Origin of the sequence: Streptomyces sp. NPDC050658 (assembly GCF_044457025.1) — a bacterium.
In the GTDB taxonomy this organism is placed as follows: domain Bacteria; phylum Actinomycetota; class Actinomycetes; order Streptomycetales; family Streptomycetaceae; genus Streptomyces.
In genome coordinates this window covers 647518-663503 of sequence record NZ_JBITGM010000002.1, presented here as the reverse complement: position 1 = coordinate 663503, position 15986 = coordinate 647518, and the positions used below count along the sequence as shown (strand labels likewise).

General features: G+C 72.7%; 17 protein-coding genes. 4 read left to right on the top strand and 13 right to left on the bottom strand.

All coding sequences use genetic code 11. The features are described from left to right. Positions 1–12: 12 nt before the first annotated feature. From ACIBKX_RS09830 to ACIBKX_RS09820, 3 genes are read right to left on the bottom strand one after another with little or no spacing between them, the layout of a single operon-like run. Positions 13–798 (bottom strand): CoA-transferase, encoded by a 786-nt coding sequence (locus ACIBKX_RS09830; RefSeq protein WP_363271347.1) that lies wholly within the window; start codon positions 796–798, stop codon positions 13–15. Next, entirely contained in the window at positions 795–1658 is an 864-nt protein-coding gene (locus ACIBKX_RS09825; protein ID WP_363271346.1) for a CoA-transferase, read from the bottom strand. The genes ACIBKX_RS09830 and ACIBKX_RS09825 overlap by 4 nt, the downstream gene beginning before the upstream one ends. Then, complete coding sequence (locus ACIBKX_RS09820) at positions 1655–2449, bottom strand: enoyl-CoA hydratase family protein (RefSeq protein ID WP_363271345.1); 795 nt, start codon at positions 2447–2449, stop codon at positions 1655–1657. The genes ACIBKX_RS09825 and ACIBKX_RS09820 overlap by 4 nt, the downstream gene beginning before the upstream one ends. Positions 2450–2517: 68 nt before the next feature. On the opposite strand from ACIBKX_RS09820, the gene ACIBKX_RS09815 reads away from it, so the two are divergent. Both ACIBKX_RS09815 and ACIBKX_RS09810 read left to right on the top strand, forming a co-directional pair. After that, complete coding sequence (locus ACIBKX_RS09815; protein WP_363271344.1) at positions 2518–3309, top strand: SDR family oxidoreductase; 792 nt, start codon at positions 2518–2520, stop codon at positions 3307–3309. A 75-nt stretch (positions 3310–3384) separates the two neighbouring features. Continuing rightward, positions 3385–4335, top strand: a complete 951-nt coding sequence (locus ACIBKX_RS09810; protein ID WP_363271343.1) for an SDR family oxidoreductase — start codon at positions 3385–3387, stop codon at positions 4333–4335. Between the two features lie 62 nt (positions 4336–4397). On the opposite strand, the gene ACIBKX_RS09805 is transcribed toward ACIBKX_RS09810, so the two are convergent. From ACIBKX_RS09805 to ACIBKX_RS09795, 3 genes are all read right to left on the bottom strand, one after another. Further along, entirely contained in the window at positions 4398–5900 is a 1503-nt protein-coding gene (locus ACIBKX_RS09805; RefSeq protein ID WP_363271342.1) for a SulP family inorganic anion transporter, read from the bottom strand. Positions 5901–6052: 152 nt separating this feature from the next. After that, positions 6053–6430, bottom strand: a complete 378-nt coding sequence (locus ACIBKX_RS09800; RefSeq protein ID WP_363271341.1) for a hypothetical protein — start codon at positions 6428–6430, stop codon at positions 6053–6055. A gap of 223 nt (positions 6431–6653) precedes the next feature. Beyond that, complete coding sequence (locus tag ACIBKX_RS09795; RefSeq protein ID WP_399375719.1) at positions 6654–8090, bottom strand: MFS transporter; 1437 nt, start codon at positions 8088–8090, stop codon at positions 6654–6656. Between the two features lie 113 nt (positions 8091–8203). On the opposite strand from ACIBKX_RS09795, the gene ACIBKX_RS09790 reads away from it, so the two are divergent. Further along, the gene (locus tag ACIBKX_RS09790) at positions 8204–8875 is read left to right on the top strand and encodes a TetR/AcrR family transcriptional regulator (RefSeq protein WP_363271340.1); all 672 of its coding nucleotides are present in this window, start codon (positions 8204–8206) and stop codon (positions 8873–8875) included. Positions 8876–8950: 75 nt separating this feature from the next. Here the strand turns inward: ACIBKX_RS09790 and pcaD are convergent, their stop codons facing one another. From pcaD to ACIBKX_RS09760, 6 genes are all read right to left on the bottom strand, one after another. Continuing rightward, positions 8951–10066, bottom strand: a complete 1116-nt coding sequence (gene pcaD / locus ACIBKX_RS09785) for a 3-oxoadipate enol-lactonase (RefSeq protein WP_363271339.1) — start codon at positions 10064–10066, stop codon at positions 8951–8953. Beyond that, complete coding sequence (gene pcaB / locus ACIBKX_RS09780) at positions 10063–11418, bottom strand: 3-carboxy-cis,cis-muconate cycloisomerase (RefSeq protein WP_363271338.1); 1356 nt, start codon at positions 11416–11418, stop codon at positions 10063–10065. The genes pcaD and pcaB overlap by 4 nt, the downstream gene beginning before the upstream one ends. Further along, a complete protein-coding gene (gene pcaG, locus ACIBKX_RS09775) occupies positions 11415–11969 on the bottom strand; it encodes a protocatechuate 3,4-dioxygenase subunit alpha (protein WP_363271337.1) in 555 nt (184 codons plus the stop codon). The genes pcaB and pcaG overlap by 4 nt, the downstream gene beginning before the upstream one ends. Beyond that, the gene (gene pcaH, locus ACIBKX_RS09770; protein WP_399375718.1) at positions 11969–12754 is read right to left on the bottom strand and encodes a protocatechuate 3,4-dioxygenase subunit beta; all 786 of its coding nucleotides are present in this window, start codon (positions 12752–12754) and stop codon (positions 11969–11971) included. Before pcaH ends, pcaG begins: the two co-directional genes overlap by 1 nt. Before the next feature lie 82 nt (positions 12755–12836). Beyond that, positions 12837–13508 (bottom strand): CoA transferase subunit B, encoded by a 672-nt coding sequence (locus tag ACIBKX_RS09765; RefSeq protein ID WP_363271336.1) that lies wholly within the window; start codon positions 13506–13508, stop codon positions 12837–12839. Further along, positions 13508–14290, bottom strand: coding sequence for a CoA transferase subunit A (locus ACIBKX_RS09760; RefSeq protein WP_363271335.1), 783 nt, complete (start codon positions 14288–14290; stop codon positions 13508–13510). Before ACIBKX_RS09760 ends, ACIBKX_RS09765 begins: the two co-directional genes overlap by 1 nt. A gap of 205 nt (positions 14291–14495) precedes the next feature. Here ACIBKX_RS09760 and ACIBKX_RS09755 point away from each other — a divergent pair, with 205 nt between their 5' ends. Beyond that, positions 14496–14963 carry a MarR family transcriptional regulator gene (locus tag ACIBKX_RS09755; RefSeq protein WP_363271334.1) on the top strand — a complete coding sequence of 156 codons (468 nt, stop codon included), beginning with the start codon at positions 14496–14498 and terminating at the stop codon, positions 14961–14963. Between the two features lie 51 nt (positions 14964–15014). Here ACIBKX_RS09755 and ACIBKX_RS09750 read toward each other — a convergent pair whose 3' ends face one another. Further along, the gene (locus ACIBKX_RS09750; protein WP_363271333.1) at positions 15015–15965 is read right to left on the bottom strand and encodes a DUF3048 domain-containing protein; all 951 of its coding nucleotides are present in this window, start codon (positions 15963–15965) and stop codon (positions 15015–15017) included. Positions 15966–15986: the final 21 nt, after the last annotated feature.

The window sequence follows — 15986 nt, the reverse complement described above, 5'->3', positions numbered from 1 at the left end:
CCGGCGCCGACGTCATCCGCGCACCTCGCGGTCCCGCAGCCCGCGCGGGTCCACCACGTCCCGGATCAGCCGCAGTTCCTCCCCGGTCGGCTCCCGCGTGAACGGCACGTCGTCCGGCACGACGAGCGCGAAGCCGGTCGCATCCCGGACCTGCTCGACCGTCACTCCCGGATGCAGCGAGACCAGGCGCATCGCGTGGTCGGCGGTCGCGAAGTCGAAGACCCCGAGGTCCGACACGACCCGGCGCAGATCATGGAACCGCGTCGCGGACGGACCTGCCGCCGCCGCGCTGTCGTAACCCACCCCGCTGATCATGTCGACCTTGTCGACGAAGACGCGCGTCGAATGCCGCGGAATCCAGTAACTCACCGGATTGTTCAGGGTGTTGACCGGCGCCCCGCGCACACCGAGCAGCTGGCTCTTGGGCCGCTCCCAGTCGCCGATGCACGAGATGTTCTGATTGCCGAAGCGGTCGATCTGGCTCGCGCCCATCATCACGTGCCGCCGGCCGCCCATGACCATCGTCAGATGCCTGCGGTACGGCAACCAGCCCTCCGTCACCGCCGACTGCGCCCCCACGGCGGGCACATCGCCGATCAGCAGCGCCTCCCCGTCCGTGAGCAGCAGGTCCGGCGAGAACGTCAGCTTGGCCAGGCGCGCCGCGATCGACGGCACCGTGCCCATCGGGCTCGCGAGGATCTCGCCCGCGTCCCGCCAGGCCTCGGCGCAGGCGATCACGCAGTACTCGGCGCGGGTGGCGGCGGTCGCGGCGGGCGCCGTCGATTCGGTCTGCGTCATCGCTGCTCCTTGTGCCAGGTCTGGACGGCCGTCTGATAGTCCTGCTCGGTGCCGGAGAGGAAGCGCTCCTCGAACGCCCGCCAGGCGTCCGGGTCGCCCGCCGCCGTGACGTACGCCTTCTGGAAGGGCTCGTCCCGGCCGTAGTCCGGCACGCACGAGGTGAAGTGCGCGCCCTTCGGCGTCTGAGTCACGCCCGTCACCGCGTGCCGGGAGATCAGCATCGTCTGCGGTGCCGCGTGCTCGGTGAGGGCGCTCGACTCGACGATCCGCTCGCACGACACGTACGCCGTGTCGGCCGCCTCGCAGAACAAGTCGTCGAAGTACGGGTCCGGGCCCAGGTACTGCGCGTTGCCGAGCCGGTCCGCGCGGTTCATGTGCACCAGCGCCGCGTCCATCCGCAGGGCGGGCACCGCCACCAGCTCCTCCCCGTCCTCGTACGGCGAAGTGACCGTACGCAGCTGGGGGTTGACCCGCAGCACGTCCGAGCCGAGGCCCGCGCGGATCGGCAGGAACGGCAGCCGCTGGGCGCCCGCCGTAAGGCCCTGCATGAACATCGCCTCATCCAGCTCGACGAGTTCGAAGGCGGCGCGCTCGCGTGCCGCGCGGAAGTGCGGCTCCAGGGGGATCGAGTCGAGGGTCGTGAACGCCGTGACCAGCTTGCGGATGCGGCCCGCCGCGGCGAGCAGGCCGACGTCGGGACCGCCGAACGACACGACCGTGAGGTCCGTGACCTCGGAGCGCAGCAGCGCCCGCACCAGGGCCATCGGCTTGCGGCGCGAACCCCAGCCGCCGATGCCGAGGGTCATGCCGCTGCGCAGCCGCCCCGCGATCTCGTCGGGCGTCATGATCTTCTCCGTCATGCCCTGCCTCCTGTTTCCCGCTCGTCGGTGTTCTTCGATGTGCCGGGCCCGTCCGTCTTGCCGAAGTCGTCCCGGACGCGGTCGGCCAGGCCGCTGAGATTGGCCTCGAAGGTGAAGCCCTGCTCGAAGCGGTAGCTCCTGTGCACGTCGACCGGGTCGATGCCGTTGATCGCGGCCTTGGCGAAACGCAGCAGCGTGCCGTCCTTCCGCGCGATCTCGCGGGCCAGGTCGAGGGCGGCCTCGCGCAGCTCCGCGCGCGGGACCACCCGCCAGACCGAGCCGTGCGCGTGCAGTTCGGCGGCGGTGGCCGTGCGCGACGTGTAGTACAGGGCACGCATCAGGTGCTGCGGCACCAGGCGGGCGAGATGCGTGGCGGCGCCGAGCGCGCCCCGGTCCAGCTCGGGCAGGCCGAACGTGGCGTCGTCGCTGGCGACGATCGCGTCCGCGTTGCCCACCAGGCCGATGCCGCCGCCCAGGCAGAAGCCGTGCACCGCGGCGACGACCGGCACCTCGCACTCGTACACCGCCGAGAACGCTTCGTAGCACCCGCGGTTCGCCCCTATCAGGGCCGTGTGCCCGCTGTCGCGCTGCATCTCTTTGATGTCCACGCCCGCGTTGAAGCCCCGGCCCTCGGCGGCCAGCACGACGCAGCGCGTGTCGGGGTCCCGGCCGGCCGCGCGCACGGCGGCCGCCAGGTCGTACCAACCCTGTACAGGCAGGGCGTTGACCGGCGGGAAGTCGACGGTGACGACGGCCACGCCCTTGTCCGGGGTCGAGGTGGAGACAGACATCAGAGGATCCGCTACCTTTCAACCAGGCACTTTCAACCAAACATTTGTTAGTTGGAAAGGTAGCAGCCATGACTGACACGCGACAGAGCGTGCGAGCGGGAGAGCGGCAGGTGGTCGTCGTCACCGGCGGCACCCGGGGCGTCGGCGCCGGCATCGCGCGCAGCTTCCTCGCCACCGGCGCGGACGTCGTGGTCTGTGCCCGCAGACCGCCTCAGCGGCCGGTGGAGGCCGCGGGCGCGGCGGCCGAGTTCCGCCCCGTCGACCTGCGCGACCCGGAGGCGGTGCGCACGTTCATGGCCGAAGTGGCAGCGGATCACGGCCGGTTGGACGCGCTGGTGAACAACGCGGGCGGATCCCCCTTCGGGCTGCTCGCCGATACGGCGCCCGCCCGCCAGGCCAAGATCGTCGAACTGAACCTGCTGTCGCCGCTGTACGCGTCACTCGCCGCGTACGAGGTGATGTGCGGGCAGGAGCCGGGCGGCGGCAGCATCACCATGATCGGGAGCGTCAGCGGCACCCGGCCGTCGCCGGGAACGGGCGCGTACGGCGCGGCCAAGGCGGGCCTGGAGAACCTGGCCCGCACGATGGCCGTCGAATGGGCCCCCGCGGTGCGGGTGAACACCGTCGTGCTGGGCCTCGCGCGGACCGAGAGCGCGCATCTGCACTACGGCGACGAGGACGGCATCGCGGAGGTGGCCCGCACGGTGCCGCTCGGCCGGCTTGCCGAACCGTCGGACGTGGGGGAGGCGTGCGTGTTCCTCGCGTCCGAGGGCGCGCGGTACGTCAGCGGCGCGGCCCTGCATCTGCACGGGGGCGGCGAGCGGCCCGCGTTCCTGGACGCCGCATCGGTGAACAAGTGACGAGGCGCCCGAACAAGTGACGAGTCGCCCCGACAACTGACGAGTTCTCCACATCGAGCGAAGGAGTTTCCCCTGATGAGCGAAGAGTTCTCCGCCCCCTCCGAGGCGGCGGCCGAGGCCGGGATCTGCGCGGGGCGTGTCGTGATCGTCACGGGCGCGGGGCGGGGCCTTGGCCGGGCCCACGCGCTCGCATACGCCGCCGAGGGCGCGCAGGTCGTCGTGAACGACCTCGGCGTGGGGCCGGACGGCTCCGGTGCGTCCGGCGGACCCGCGCACGACGTGGTCGCGGAGATCCGCGCGGCGGGCGGCGAGGCCGTCGCGCACGGCGGTGACATCGCCACGTCCGAGGGCGCGGCGTCACTGGTCGCGGCGGCCGTCGACACGTACGGAGGTCTTGACACCCTCGTCAACAACGCGGGGTTCCTCCGCGACCGGATGCTGGTCAACCTCGGTGAGGACGACTGGGACGCGGTCATGCGGGTGCACCTGAAGGGCCACTTCCTGCCGCTCCAGGCCGCGGCCGGCTACTGGCGCGCCGAGGCGAAGGCCGGGCGTGCGCGGCACGCGTGCGTGGTGAACACCAGCTCCGGAGCGGGCCTGTTGGGCAGCGTCGGCCAGGGCAACTACAGCGCGGCCAAGGCCGGAATCCTGGGCCTCACGATGGTCGCCTCCGCCGAATTCGCCTCCTACGGAGTGCGGGTGAACGCGATCGCGCCCGCGGCGCGGACGCGGATGACGGAGGAGACGTTCGCCTCGACGATGGCCGCTCCGGAGGGAGACGCCTTCGACGCGATGGCTCCGGAGAACGTGTCGCCCCTGGTGGTGTGGCTCGGGTCGGCGGCGTCCGCCGGGGTGAGCGGGAGGGTGTTCGAGGCGGAGGGCGGCCGGGTGACCGTGATGGAGGGCTGGCGGCCGGGGCCGAGCGTGGACAAGGGCGCGCGGTGGCGGGCGGCGGAAGTGGGCGAGGCGACCCTGGAACTGCTGTCCCGTTCGGAGCCGCCGCAGCCGGTGTACGGGGCCCGGTAGGGCGGCGTACCGCCCTACCGGGCCCGAGGAGCGGGGGCCCCGCTCCTCGGGCGCCGGGGCGGCTACACCCCGGAAGCCACCTTCACCGGTTCGGTGCCCTCGGCGCTGTGCCGGGCCGCCCAGTTCTCCAGGGACGTCCTGCACGCGTGGTCCAGATGCCTCAGCCCGCTCAGATCGAGCTCGATCGGCCGGTCCTGCGGCAGCGCCTCCAGGGAATCCAGCAGCTTCGGAAGGCGCAGGAACGTCGCGTTGCCCGACAGGTGGGCCCGAATCGGTCCCGCTCCCTTGTCGACGACCTCGACGTGCACATGGGACGTCTCCCACGCGGTCTTGACGACGGCGAGGGCAAGACCGATCAGGACGCCCTCGAACATGCTCACCGAGACGATCGCGACGGCCGTCACGACCAGCACCACCGCCTCGCCCCGGTGCTCACGCCACAGCCCCGCCAACTGCCGCACGGGCACCAGCTTGCAGCCCGCGTGCACCAGCACACCGGCCAGCGCGGCGACGGGGATGAGCCCGAGCGCGGCAGGCAGCAGCGCGGCGAACAGCAGCAGCCAGATGCCGTGCAGCACACGGGACGCCTTCGTGCGCGCCCCCGCCTGGACATTGGCCGCGCTGCGGACGATGACGGCGGTCATCGGCAGCGCGCCCAGCAGCCCGCACACGGTGTTCCCCGCGCCCTGGGCGATCAGTTCCTTGTCGTACGAGGTGCGCGGGCCGTCGTGCAGCCGGTCCACCGCCGCCGCGCTGAACAGGCTCTCCGCGGAGGCGATCAGGGTGAAGGCGAGGACGGTGCCTATGGCGCCCGCACCGGCGAGATCGCCGAAGGACGCGGCGTCCGGCACCCGCACCGCCTCGATGAGCCCCTGGACCTCGACCGTGGCCACGGGCAGGGAGAAGAGCAGCGAGGCGGCCGTGGCGAGCGCGACGGCGGCGAGCGGGGCGGGCACCACGCGGATCTTCGCGGGCAGCCGGCGCCACAGCACGAGCACGGCGACGGTGCCTGCCCCGAGCGCGAACGCGGTCAACGCGCGCTGCGAGCCGAAGACGTCGCCGAGCAGCCCCGGCAGACCGGCGATCTTGCCGAGCCCGCTCGCGGGGGCTTCGAGGTCCGCCATGGAGTACAACTGCCCGGCGATCAGGACGAGTCCGATGCCGGCGAGCATGCCCTCGACGACGGCCACGGAGATGGCCCGGAAGAAGCGGCCGAGCCGCAGGGCGCCCATGGCCAGCTGGAGGAGACCGGCGGCCAGCACGAGAACGCCGAGCGCGGCGATGCCGAACTCCTGGACGGCTTCGTAGACGAGGACGGTGAGCCCGGCGGCGGGACCGCTGACCTGGAGGCTGCTGCCGGGAAGGAGGCCGGTGACGATACCGCCGACGATGCCGGTGATCAGGCCGAGTTCGGCGGGCACTCCGGAGGCGACGGCGACGCCGACGCACAGCGGGAGCGCGACGAGGAAGACGACTACGGAGGCGGTGAAATCGTGCCGTGCGGTGCCGGAGGGGCTCAGTAGCGCACGGGCGCGATCTTGAATGGAGGCAGGGGAAAGCTGCATGTCGATGACTCCTGAGCGTCGTGGGGGACGCATCGGTGTGACGTGGACGTGTCGGTTCCGGCAACGAACGCCTGGAGGCGCGGAACAGCCTCGGGGCGCGTAGCCGCGTCAGGACGCGGACACGCGGACTGTGTTCGTGCCGAAGGAACCGATCAGCAGCGGAAGACCTGCAGCAGCGCGGGCAGTTCCCCGCCTCTGGCGGGTCTTGTCCCGTCGTCGGGGCGGACGACCGGGTGGTACGCGCGCGTGGTGGCCACCGGGCACGTCGCCGCCCCGGCGTCGGGGCGCGCGACGGCGGCGGGGGAGAGGTCACGGCAGGTCGGGCGGCCACGGGCCCGGAAGCGCTCGGAGGTCTCTTCGGGGTGGGTGTCGTCGCCGCACTGCGCGTACGGCGCCGCGGCCGGTGCCGTGCGGGATTCCTGCGCGGACGCGGTCTCGTTGAGCCCGTGCGCGAAGAACTGGACGATCACCAGGGCCACGGCGATCACTGCCGCGAACAGCGCCGATCGGCGCGCACGGGCTCGCGGCACGGCGGAAGAGGCCTCACGTGGCTGCGTAACTCTCATGGTCACCAAGTAACTTAACCGCCAAATGTGTCACCCAAGTGACCAGGCGGCGACATGACGCGATAGTCACCCTTCGTTCACGCGTACGTGGCGCATTTGCACCGGGTACGGGCCGGAACCGCCCCCGTCGGCGGCCTGGAACCGCCCCCGGCGACAAACCCGCCACCGCACCCGGTCACGACATCCGTCAGTGTGCGTGCGGACCTCCGGTCATCCGCGGATTCCCGCGCGGCACCAGCACCCAGGTGATGGCGGCGCTCACCCCGGCCGCCACCGCGCACACCACGAACGCGTCGGAGAACCCGTCGCCGCCCCCGCCCTCGATGCCGGCCGCGGCGACCGTGGAGACGACGGCGACGCCCACCGAACCGCCCACTTCGTGGAACGTGTTGACCACTCCGGAGGCGACGCCCGCCTCCTCCGGGACGATGAATCCCAGCGCGGTGGTGGTGGCCGCCACGAAGACCGGGCCGAGCCCGAGCGCCGCCACCGCCATGCCCGGCACCACGGTCGCCCAGGGGCTGCCGCCGGTCCCGGACGCGGCGAGCAGCGCGGTGCCGGTCGTGGCGAGCACGAGCCCCGCGGAGGCCGTCGGCCGCACGCCGATGCGCCCCACGAACTGCCCGCCCAGGTGCGCGCCGACCGCGGTCGCCACGGCCACCGGAAGGAACAGCAGCCCGGTCCTGAGGGCGCTGAGACCGCGTACCTCCTGGAGGAAGACCGACCCCAGGAAGAACAGCGAGATCAGCAGCGCGGTCGCCACCAGCATCAGATACGAGCCCACGACGACCGGACGGCGCCGCAGCACCGCGAGGTCGATCAGCGGGGTGCGCTGCGCGCGCTCGACGGCGGCGAACGCCGCGTAGCCGGCCGCCGCGCCCGCCAGCGGCAGCAGTGTCCGCGCGTTTGACCAGCCCGTGTCGCCCGCCGCGACCAGGCCGTAGACGAGCGCCCCGGTGGCGGCCGTGACGAGCAGCGCGCCGGGAACGTCGAGTCGGGCGGGCCGGGGCGCGCGGGCCGGGACGAGCGCGGGCAGGGCGAGCAGCAGCCCCGCGCCGATGGGCACGTTGACGTAGAAGATCCACTCCCAGCCCGGTCCGTCGGTCAGGACGCCGCCGAGCAGGACGCCGATCGCCGCGCCCGCCCCGCCGATCGCCGCCCACACGCCGAGCGCGCGATGGCGGTCGCGGCCGTGGAAGGACGTCGTGACGATCGCGAGGGCGGCCGGGGAGAGCAGCGCGGCGCCGATGCCCTGGGCGGTGCGCCCGACGAGCAGTGTCGCGGCGTTCCCCGCGAGCCCGGTGACCAGCGAGGCGGCGGTGAACACGGCCAGCCCCGCGAGCAGGGTGCGGCGCGCGCCGAGCACGTCCGCGAGCCGGCCGCCGAGCAGCATCAGACCGCCGAAACAGAGGGTGTACGTCGTGACGACCCAGGTCAGCGCGGTCCGGCCGAGGTCGAGGTCGGCGGCCATGCTCGGCAGCGCGACGTTCACCACGGTCACGTCGAGCACCAGCATGAACTGGGCCAGACAGAGCAGCGTGAGGGCCGCCCAGGGGTGCGTGCCCATGGGCGGCGGGGCGCCGGTGTGGGGCGTGGTGTCCGGGGTCGGGTGGGGATGCGTCATGGCGATTCCTGAACTCCTAGGCGTGGTGTGGCGTGGCCTGGCGCAAGTGAACTGTACTGAGCAGTTCATGTGAACTCAACTGTTCAGTTCAGTTGGCTGGTAAAGTGCGGCGCATGAGAAGTGCGGGCAAGGGTGTGACGAGCGGCGCGACAGGGCAGGGCGAAGGGCCTTCGGGTCCGCGTGCGGAACGTAAGCGCGAGGCCATCGTCGGGGCCGCCCGCACGTTGTTCCTGCGGGACGGTTTCGGCGTCGGCATGGACGCCATCGCCGCCGAGGCGGGCGTGTCCAAGGTGACCGTCTACAACCACTTCGGCAGCAAGGAGGCGCTGTTCACCGCGGTCGTCGCGGGCGCGCTGGACGAGCCGCTCGCCGCTTCCTCGTCGGTGGCGGCGCTCGACGGTCTCACCGAAGCGGAGGACCTGCGCGAGGCGTTCCTGCGCGCCGCCCGGAGCTGGGTCGACGCGGTCCGCGGCGACCAGGAGATGACCGCGCTGCGCCAGCTGGTCGCCCGCGAGATCCACCGTTTCCCGTCGCTGGGCAAGGCCTGGGAGCAGCACGGCCCGGAGGGACATCACCCCGCGATCGCGGGCGCGCTGCGGGAGTTGGCCGACCAGGGGCGGCTCGACGTGCCCGACACGGAGGTCGCGGTCATCCAGCTGTACGCGCTGCTGGTCTTCCCGCACCTGGTCTTCGGTTCGTACGGCACCGACATCAGCGACGGCCTGACGGAGCGCCTGATCGTCGCCGGTGTCGACATGTTCCTGGGGTGCTACGGCGTCAAGTAGGACTTCTCGGAAGGAGGGCCGGGCTACCGTGAAGGCCGGGCCACAAGGAGGGCCGGGGCTACCAGGAGAGCCGGGCTACGCCTCCTCCTCCAGTACCTTCCGCGCCACCGCGAACGCCGAATTCGCCGCGGGCACCCCGCAGTACACCGCGGTCTGCAGCAGCACCGCCCCGATCTCCTCCGGGCTGAGCCCATTGCGGCGGGCGGCCCTGACGTGCATGGCCAGCTCTTCGTAGTGTCCGTGCGCGACCAGCGCGGTCAGCGTGATCATGCTGCGTTCCCGGAGCGCCAGCGTGGGGTCGGTCCAGATCTCGCCCCACGCGTAGCGCGCGATGAAGTCCTGGAAGCGGGCCGTCAGCGGCGTGGTGTTCGCCTGCGCGCGGTCCACGTGCGCGTCCCCGAGGACCGCGCGCCGCACCGCCATGCCGCTCGCCGCCGCTCCGAGGAAGTGCCCCCGCAGCGCCGCGACGACCGCTTCGGGCCGCTCGGCGGGCGCCAGATGCGAGGCCCCCGCCAGCTCGGTGAGGCTCGCGCCCGGCACCGCGTCGGCGATCTCCCGCGCGTGGGCCGGCGGTGTCGCCGGGTCCTCGCGCCCCGCGACGACCAGCGTCGGCGCGCTGATCGTGGGCAGCGACTCCCGGATGTCGTACGCCGCGAGCGCGTCGCAGCACGCGGCGTACGCCTCGGGATCGGTGTTCCGGTGGTCGTCCACCAGGCGGGGCACCGTGAATCCCGGCGTGAACCAGCGGTTCGGCGCGGACTCCGCGAGCGTGGCCAGGCCCTCGCGGCGCACGAGTTCGGCGCGCTCCTGCCACGGGGCCGACCCGCCGAAGTGCGCCGACGAGCAGATCACGGCGAGGCTCGCCACCCGCTCCGGGTGGTGCGCGGCGAGATGCAGTCCCACGGCGCCGCCGATCGAGACACCCGCGTACGCGAAACGCCCGATGCCCAGCGAGTCGGCGAGGTCCAGCACGAGCGCGGCCAGGTCGGCGACGGTCGCGCCCTGAACCACCAGGTCGGCCGGCGAGCCGCCGTGGCCCGGCAGGTCCCAGCGCACGACCCGGTGGGCGGTGGAGAGTTCGGGCGCCACGGCGTCCCACAGGGCGGTGGAGGTGCCCAGGGAGGGGCCGAGGACGAGGGGTGGCGCCGTCGGGGCACCCTCGATGGTGTGGTGCGGCAGCTTGCTGCTCATCGTCGCTCCAGGGCTCGGTCGGTCAGGGTGCCGGCGGAGCCGGTGTAGCGGGCGGGGTCGGTGAGTTCGGCGAGGTCGAGGCCGAGGCCCGTGAGGGACGGCTCGTCCGCGAGCACCTCCGCCAAGGCGCGGCCCTCGTCGTGGGTGCGGCGGGCCGCCGAGGTGAGCAGCTGCTTCGCGCGCGCCCGGCCGACGAGCGGCGTCAGCTCCGCCGCCAGCCGCTCGGAGACGATCAACCCATGGGTAAGACCCACGTGCCGGCGCATCCGCTCCGGGTGGACCCGGAGGTTCTCCGCGAGCTCCGCCGCGTTCCCGGCCGCCCCGCCGACGGTGCGCAGCAGGTCGCGGAGCGGCTCCCACTCCGCGTGCCAGGCGCCCGCGGGACGCTCGTCCTGCGCGGTCATCGACGCGTGGAGCGTCGCCGCGAGGGCGGGGGCACGGCGGGCCGCCGCCGCGATCAGCGTGGCCCCCACCGGATTCGCCTTGTGCGGCATGGCGGACGAACCGCCGCCCGACCCCTCGGAGAGTTCGCCGATCTCCGTGCGGCTGAGCGTGAGTACGTCCGCGGCGGCCTTGCCGAGCGCCCCGCCCGTGAAGGCCAGGGCCGAGGCCAGATCGGCGATCGGGGTGCGCAACGTATGCCAGGGGAGGACGGGTTCGGCGAGGCCCAGCTGGTGGGCGTAGGCGGCGACCAGCCCTTGAGCCGTGCCGTGCCCGCCGTCCGCGTACGCGTCGAAGGCGGCCAACGTCCCTCCTGCGCCCCCCAGTTGTGCCGGGAGTGACGCGCGGACGGCCGTCAGCCGGTCCCGCGCGTCGAGGACCAGCGAGCGCCAGCCCGCCGCCTTCAGGCCGAAGGTGGTGGGGACCGCGTGCTGGGTCAGCGTGCGGCCCGGCAGCACCGTGTCCCGATGCTCGGCCGCGAGCCGGGCCAGGGCCCGCTCGGTGCGGGACAGATCGGCCAGGACCAGGTCGAGGACGCGCGCGGCGACCAGCATCATCGCCGTGTCCATGATGTCCTGGCTCGTCGCGCCCCGGTGCACGTACGGCGCCGCCGCCTCGGGCACCGCGGCCGTCAGATCCGCCACCAGCGGGATCACCGGATTGCCGCCGGAGCGGGCGCGCAGCGCGATGTCGCGTACGTCGACGGGGGCGCCGGCCACCGCTTCGGCGACCGCGGACGCCGCTTCCCGAGGGGCGAGCCCCACCGTGGCCTGGGCGCGGGTCAGGGCCGCCTCGGCCTCCAGCATCGCCCGCAGGAACGCGCGGTCGCCGGTGGCCGCCTCGGCGGGGGAGCCCGCCCGCCCGGGGGCGAGCAGGCCGCTGTCGTACTCGGCTGACGAGTCCGGACTCATGGGAACTCCAGGAACACCGTCTCGCCCTCGCCCTGGAGGCGGATGTCGAAACGGTAGGTGCGGTGCGCCTCGGGGCGTGCGACGAGCGTCGCGCGCCGGGGCGCTTCGAGGGAGCCGAGCAGGGCGTCGCCGGGCTCGTCGGCCAAGTAGGCGCGGGTGTAGAGGTGGTGGAGCAGCCCGCGCGCGAACACGGCGACCGCGATGTACGAGACGCCGCCCGGCGGGAGCGTACGGACCGCCCAGTGGCCGTCCGCGTCGGTCGGCACCCGGCCGAATCCGGTGAACGCGACGCCGTCGCGGCCGATGACCTCACCGGTGACGGGGTCGTGCCGCAGCGAGCCGGGGGCGCCGGTGCGCGAGCCGTCGGGCGCGGGCTGCCAGGTCTCGATCAGCGCGTCGGGCACGGGGTCGCCCGCGCCGTCGTACACGTACCCGTGCAGAGTGATCGTCTCCGGGTGCCCGGCGGGCGCGACCTCGCCGCCGCGCGGGAAGGGCAGCGCGTAGCCGTAGAACGGGCCCACGGTCTGGGAGGGGGTCGGAGCGTACGGCATCAGTGGTGGTCGCCTTCCTCGAAGAGCGTCGCCGACGGGCCGTCGAGGACGATGTCCCAGCGGTAGCCGAGGGACCACTCAGGGGCGGAGAGATCGTGGTCGTAGGCGGCGACGAGCCGCTGCCGGGCCGACTCGTCGGTCACCGACCGCAGCACCGGGTCGTACGGGAACAGCGGATCGCCCGGGAAGTACATCTGCGTCACAAGCCGCTGCGTGAACGCCGTGCCGAACAGCGAGAAGTGGATGTGGGCGGGCCGCCACGCGTTGACGTGATTGCGCCACGGGTAGGCGCCGGGCTTGATCGTCGTGAAGGAGTACGTCCCTTCGTCGTCCGTCAGACAGCGTCCGAAGCCCGTGAAGTTCGGGTCGAGCGGCGCCGGATGCTGGTCGAGCTGATGGGCGTACCGACCGGACGCGTTGGCCTGCCACAGCTCGACCAACTGGCCGCGCACCGGGCGCCCTTCGCGGTCGAGTACCCGGCCGGACACGGTGATCCGCTCGCCGAGCGGCTCGCCCGGATGCCGGCGGGTCAGATCACGGTCGAGCGCGGTGATGTCGGTGACGCCGAACGCGGGACCGCTCAGCTCCACCGCCTCCGGGTCGCGCAGCGGGATCAGCGGCTGCTTCGGGTGGCGCAAGTGGCTGCTGCGGTAGGGCGGGTAGTCGCGCGGCGGATGGTTCACGGCGGTCGACGCGGACCGCGCAGCCTGCGCCTTCTCGACCTCGGCGTCCATCTCGCGCTGGCTCAGCCCGTCGGGGAGGGGTTGCGGCTCGGTGATCGTCATGTCCATCGGCTCCGGGGGGCTCCGTGCGTGCGGGATGCGTGCGGGATGTGAGCGGGGGTGCGTGCGAGACACGTACGCCGGCTCATGAGGCGACTTCTTCGGGGACGGCGCGGGCGAGGGCCTCGGGGACGCGGACCTCGGCCGCGGTCTTGGCGGTGATCTCGTCCGCGGTGACGCCGGGGGCCAACTCGACCAGTTCCAGGCCGGATCCGGTGACGTCGAGAACGCAGAGGTCGGTGATGATCCGGTTCACGCAGGCCTTGCCGGTCAGCGGCAGCGCGCACTCCTGGAGGATCTTGGGGGAGCCGTCCTTGGCGGTGTGCGTCATCGCCACGATGACCGTGCGCGCCCCGTGCACCAGGTCCATCGCGCCGCCGATGCCCGTGATCATCTTGCCGGGGATCGCCCAGTTCGCCAGGTCGCCGGCCGCCGAGACCTGCATCGCGCCCAGCACCGCCACGTCGATGTGGCCGCCGCGGATCATCCCGAAGGAGAGCGCCGAGTCGAAGTAGGAGGCGCCCGGCAGGACCGTCACGGTCTCCTTGCCCGCGTTGATCAGATCCGGGTCGACCTGCTCGTCGGTGGGGTAGGGGCCGACTCCGAGGATGCCGTTCTCCGACTCCAGGACCACCTCCACGCCGTCGGGCAGATGGTTCGGGATCAGCGTGGGCAGGCCGATGCCCAGGTTCACGTACTGCCCGTCGCGCAGTTCGCGCGCCGCGCGGGCCGCCATCTCTTCCCGTGTCCAGGCCATCAGCCGCGCACCGTCCCTCGTGCCGTGGGCGCGGAGACCGTGCGCCGTTCGATCTGCTTGTCGGCGGCCTGCTCGGGGGTGAGCGCGAGGACGCGCTGCACGAAGATCCCCGGCAGATGCACCTCGTCCGGGTCGATCTCGCCCGGCTCCACCAGCTGCTCCACCTCGGCGACCGTGATCCGACCCGCCATCGCCGCCAGGGGGTTGAAGTTGCGGGTCGACTTGTTGAACACGAGGTTCCCGTGCCGGTCGCCCTTCGCGGCCCGTACGAGCGCGAAGTCGGTGCGGATGCCGCGCTCCAGGACGTACTCCACGCCGTCGAACTCCCGCACCTCCTTGGGAGGCGAGGCCAGCGCGACCCCGCCGGAGCCGTCGTAGCGCCACGGCAGTCCGCCGTCGGCGACCTGGGTGCCCACTCCGGCGGGCGTGTAGAAGGCGGGGATGCCGGTGCCGCCGGCCCGCAGCCGCTCCGCGAGGGTGCCCTGCGGGATCATCTCCACCTCGAGCTCGCCGCCCAGGTACTGCCGCGCGAACTCCTTGTTGGCGCCGATGTACGAGCCGGTCACCCGGGCGATCCGGCCCGCCGAGAGCAGCACCGCGAGGCCGGAGTCCATGGCGCCGCAGTTGTTGGACACCACGCTCAGGCCCGAGACGCCCCGCTCGTACAGCGCCCGGATCAGCTCATTGGGCACACCGCTGAGGCCGAACCCGCCCACGGCGAGCGAGGCGCCGTCCTGCGCGTCGGCCACCGCATCGGCGGCCGAGGCCACCACCTTGTCCATCCGTCGAGCCCCATCTCTTCCGGGCCTGCGCTCGCGCAGACCCGCTCTTCCAGGCCTTCGATGCCCCGTCCATTAATCAGGGCACTGACTATTTCATCGAGGTTGAACTTACGCTGCCACTCGTATCCTGGGCCGTCAAGGGCGAGTATTGTTCAGTACACCTACGAAAAATCTCAGCGTATCCAGAAGGAAAATGGAGGCATCCATGGCCGCGGTGGACCTGACCACCCACCCCGGGCACCTGGCCCGGCGGCTGCAGCAGGCGCACTATCTGCTGTGGAACACGATGGTCTCCGAGGAGATCACCTCACCGCAGTTCGCCGTCCTGAACGCGCTGATCGCCGAGCCCGGCCTCGACCAGCGCACCGTCGGCGAGCGGGTCGGCCTCGACCGCTCCACCATCGCCGAGGTCATCAGCCGGCTCATCCGCCGCGAGCTGCTCGACAAGGTGCGCGACCCGCAGGACGGCCGCCGCTATCTGCTGCACCTGACCGACGAGGGCAGGCGCACCCACCGGAAGCTGACCGTCCGCACGGCCCGGATGAACCAGGTCTTCCTCGGCCCGCTCTCCGCCGACGAGCAGACCGTGTTCTTCGACCTGATCCGGCGGGTCTCGGACGCGGCGGAGGGGCTGCGCCATCCCGCGGAGCCGTTCACCGCGACCCAGGCCTGACCTCGGCTCACCGAGGCGCAGGGCACGTACGGCGCGACGCCTCGCCGCGCCTCACGCCTTCGCGTACACCACCCACACCTGCCCCTGCCTGAACGGCATCGGGTCGCCCGACCCGGTCGTGAACTCGGTCCCGTCCTGCGCGCCGGGACGCTCCCAGCGCGCTTCGTACGCGCGGCCGTCCCGCAGGACGTCGGCCTTGCCGGAGCCGACGGTCTCGGTGAACGGGGTGTTGTTGCCCGAGCGGTCGTGGAAGCGGGACTCGCTCACCTTCACGTACTGCACGACGACCGTGGACGCGGCGATCTGCTTGCCGTCGGAGGTGCGGGCCTGCTCCCCGTCCATGGCGACCAGCCAGCGCGCCTGCTCGGCCGACCACGTGAAGGTGAACCGCGCGGCCGGGAAGCGCACCGTGCGCTGCTGCTCCGGAGTGCCGCCCGAGGGCCGCGGACCGTACTCGAAGCCCGTGCCCGACAGGCCCTCGCCCGTGCCCGGCTCCAGGTTCAGGGCCTTGGGGCGCAGGAAGAGGTTGTGCGGCGCGGCCCTGCCGTCGTACCGGTAGTAGGCGTCGGCGGGCGCCTTGCCGGGCGTCAGGGCGCGCAACGGCGCGTCGGAGATGAGCGGGAGCAGCTTCGACTGCGCCCCGGAGAACGCGAGCGCCGGATCGTCGAACTGCCGCAGCAGCTCCAGGTCCGTCTCGCGCGCGCTGCGCACCGGGCCGACGATCGACGGCAGCCGTTCGGGGTCTCCGTAGACGGCCATCAAGCGGCTGAGTCCCGCCTCCACCTGCTCCGCGTAGACGACGTCCGCCTTGTCGAGCCCGGTCTGCGGGCGCGCGGGGCGGACATTGTCGATCTTCACGGCGAGTACGGGACCGTCGCCCGAGCCGTCCGACGGTCCCTTCCCGTTGCCTCCGGAGTCGTCCCCGAAATTGCAGGCGGGCGCCAGGGCGATGACGGCCGCGGCCATCACCGCCGTGCGCCGGATGTGCGTCCACCGTCTCATGCGGACCACCTACCCCGTCAG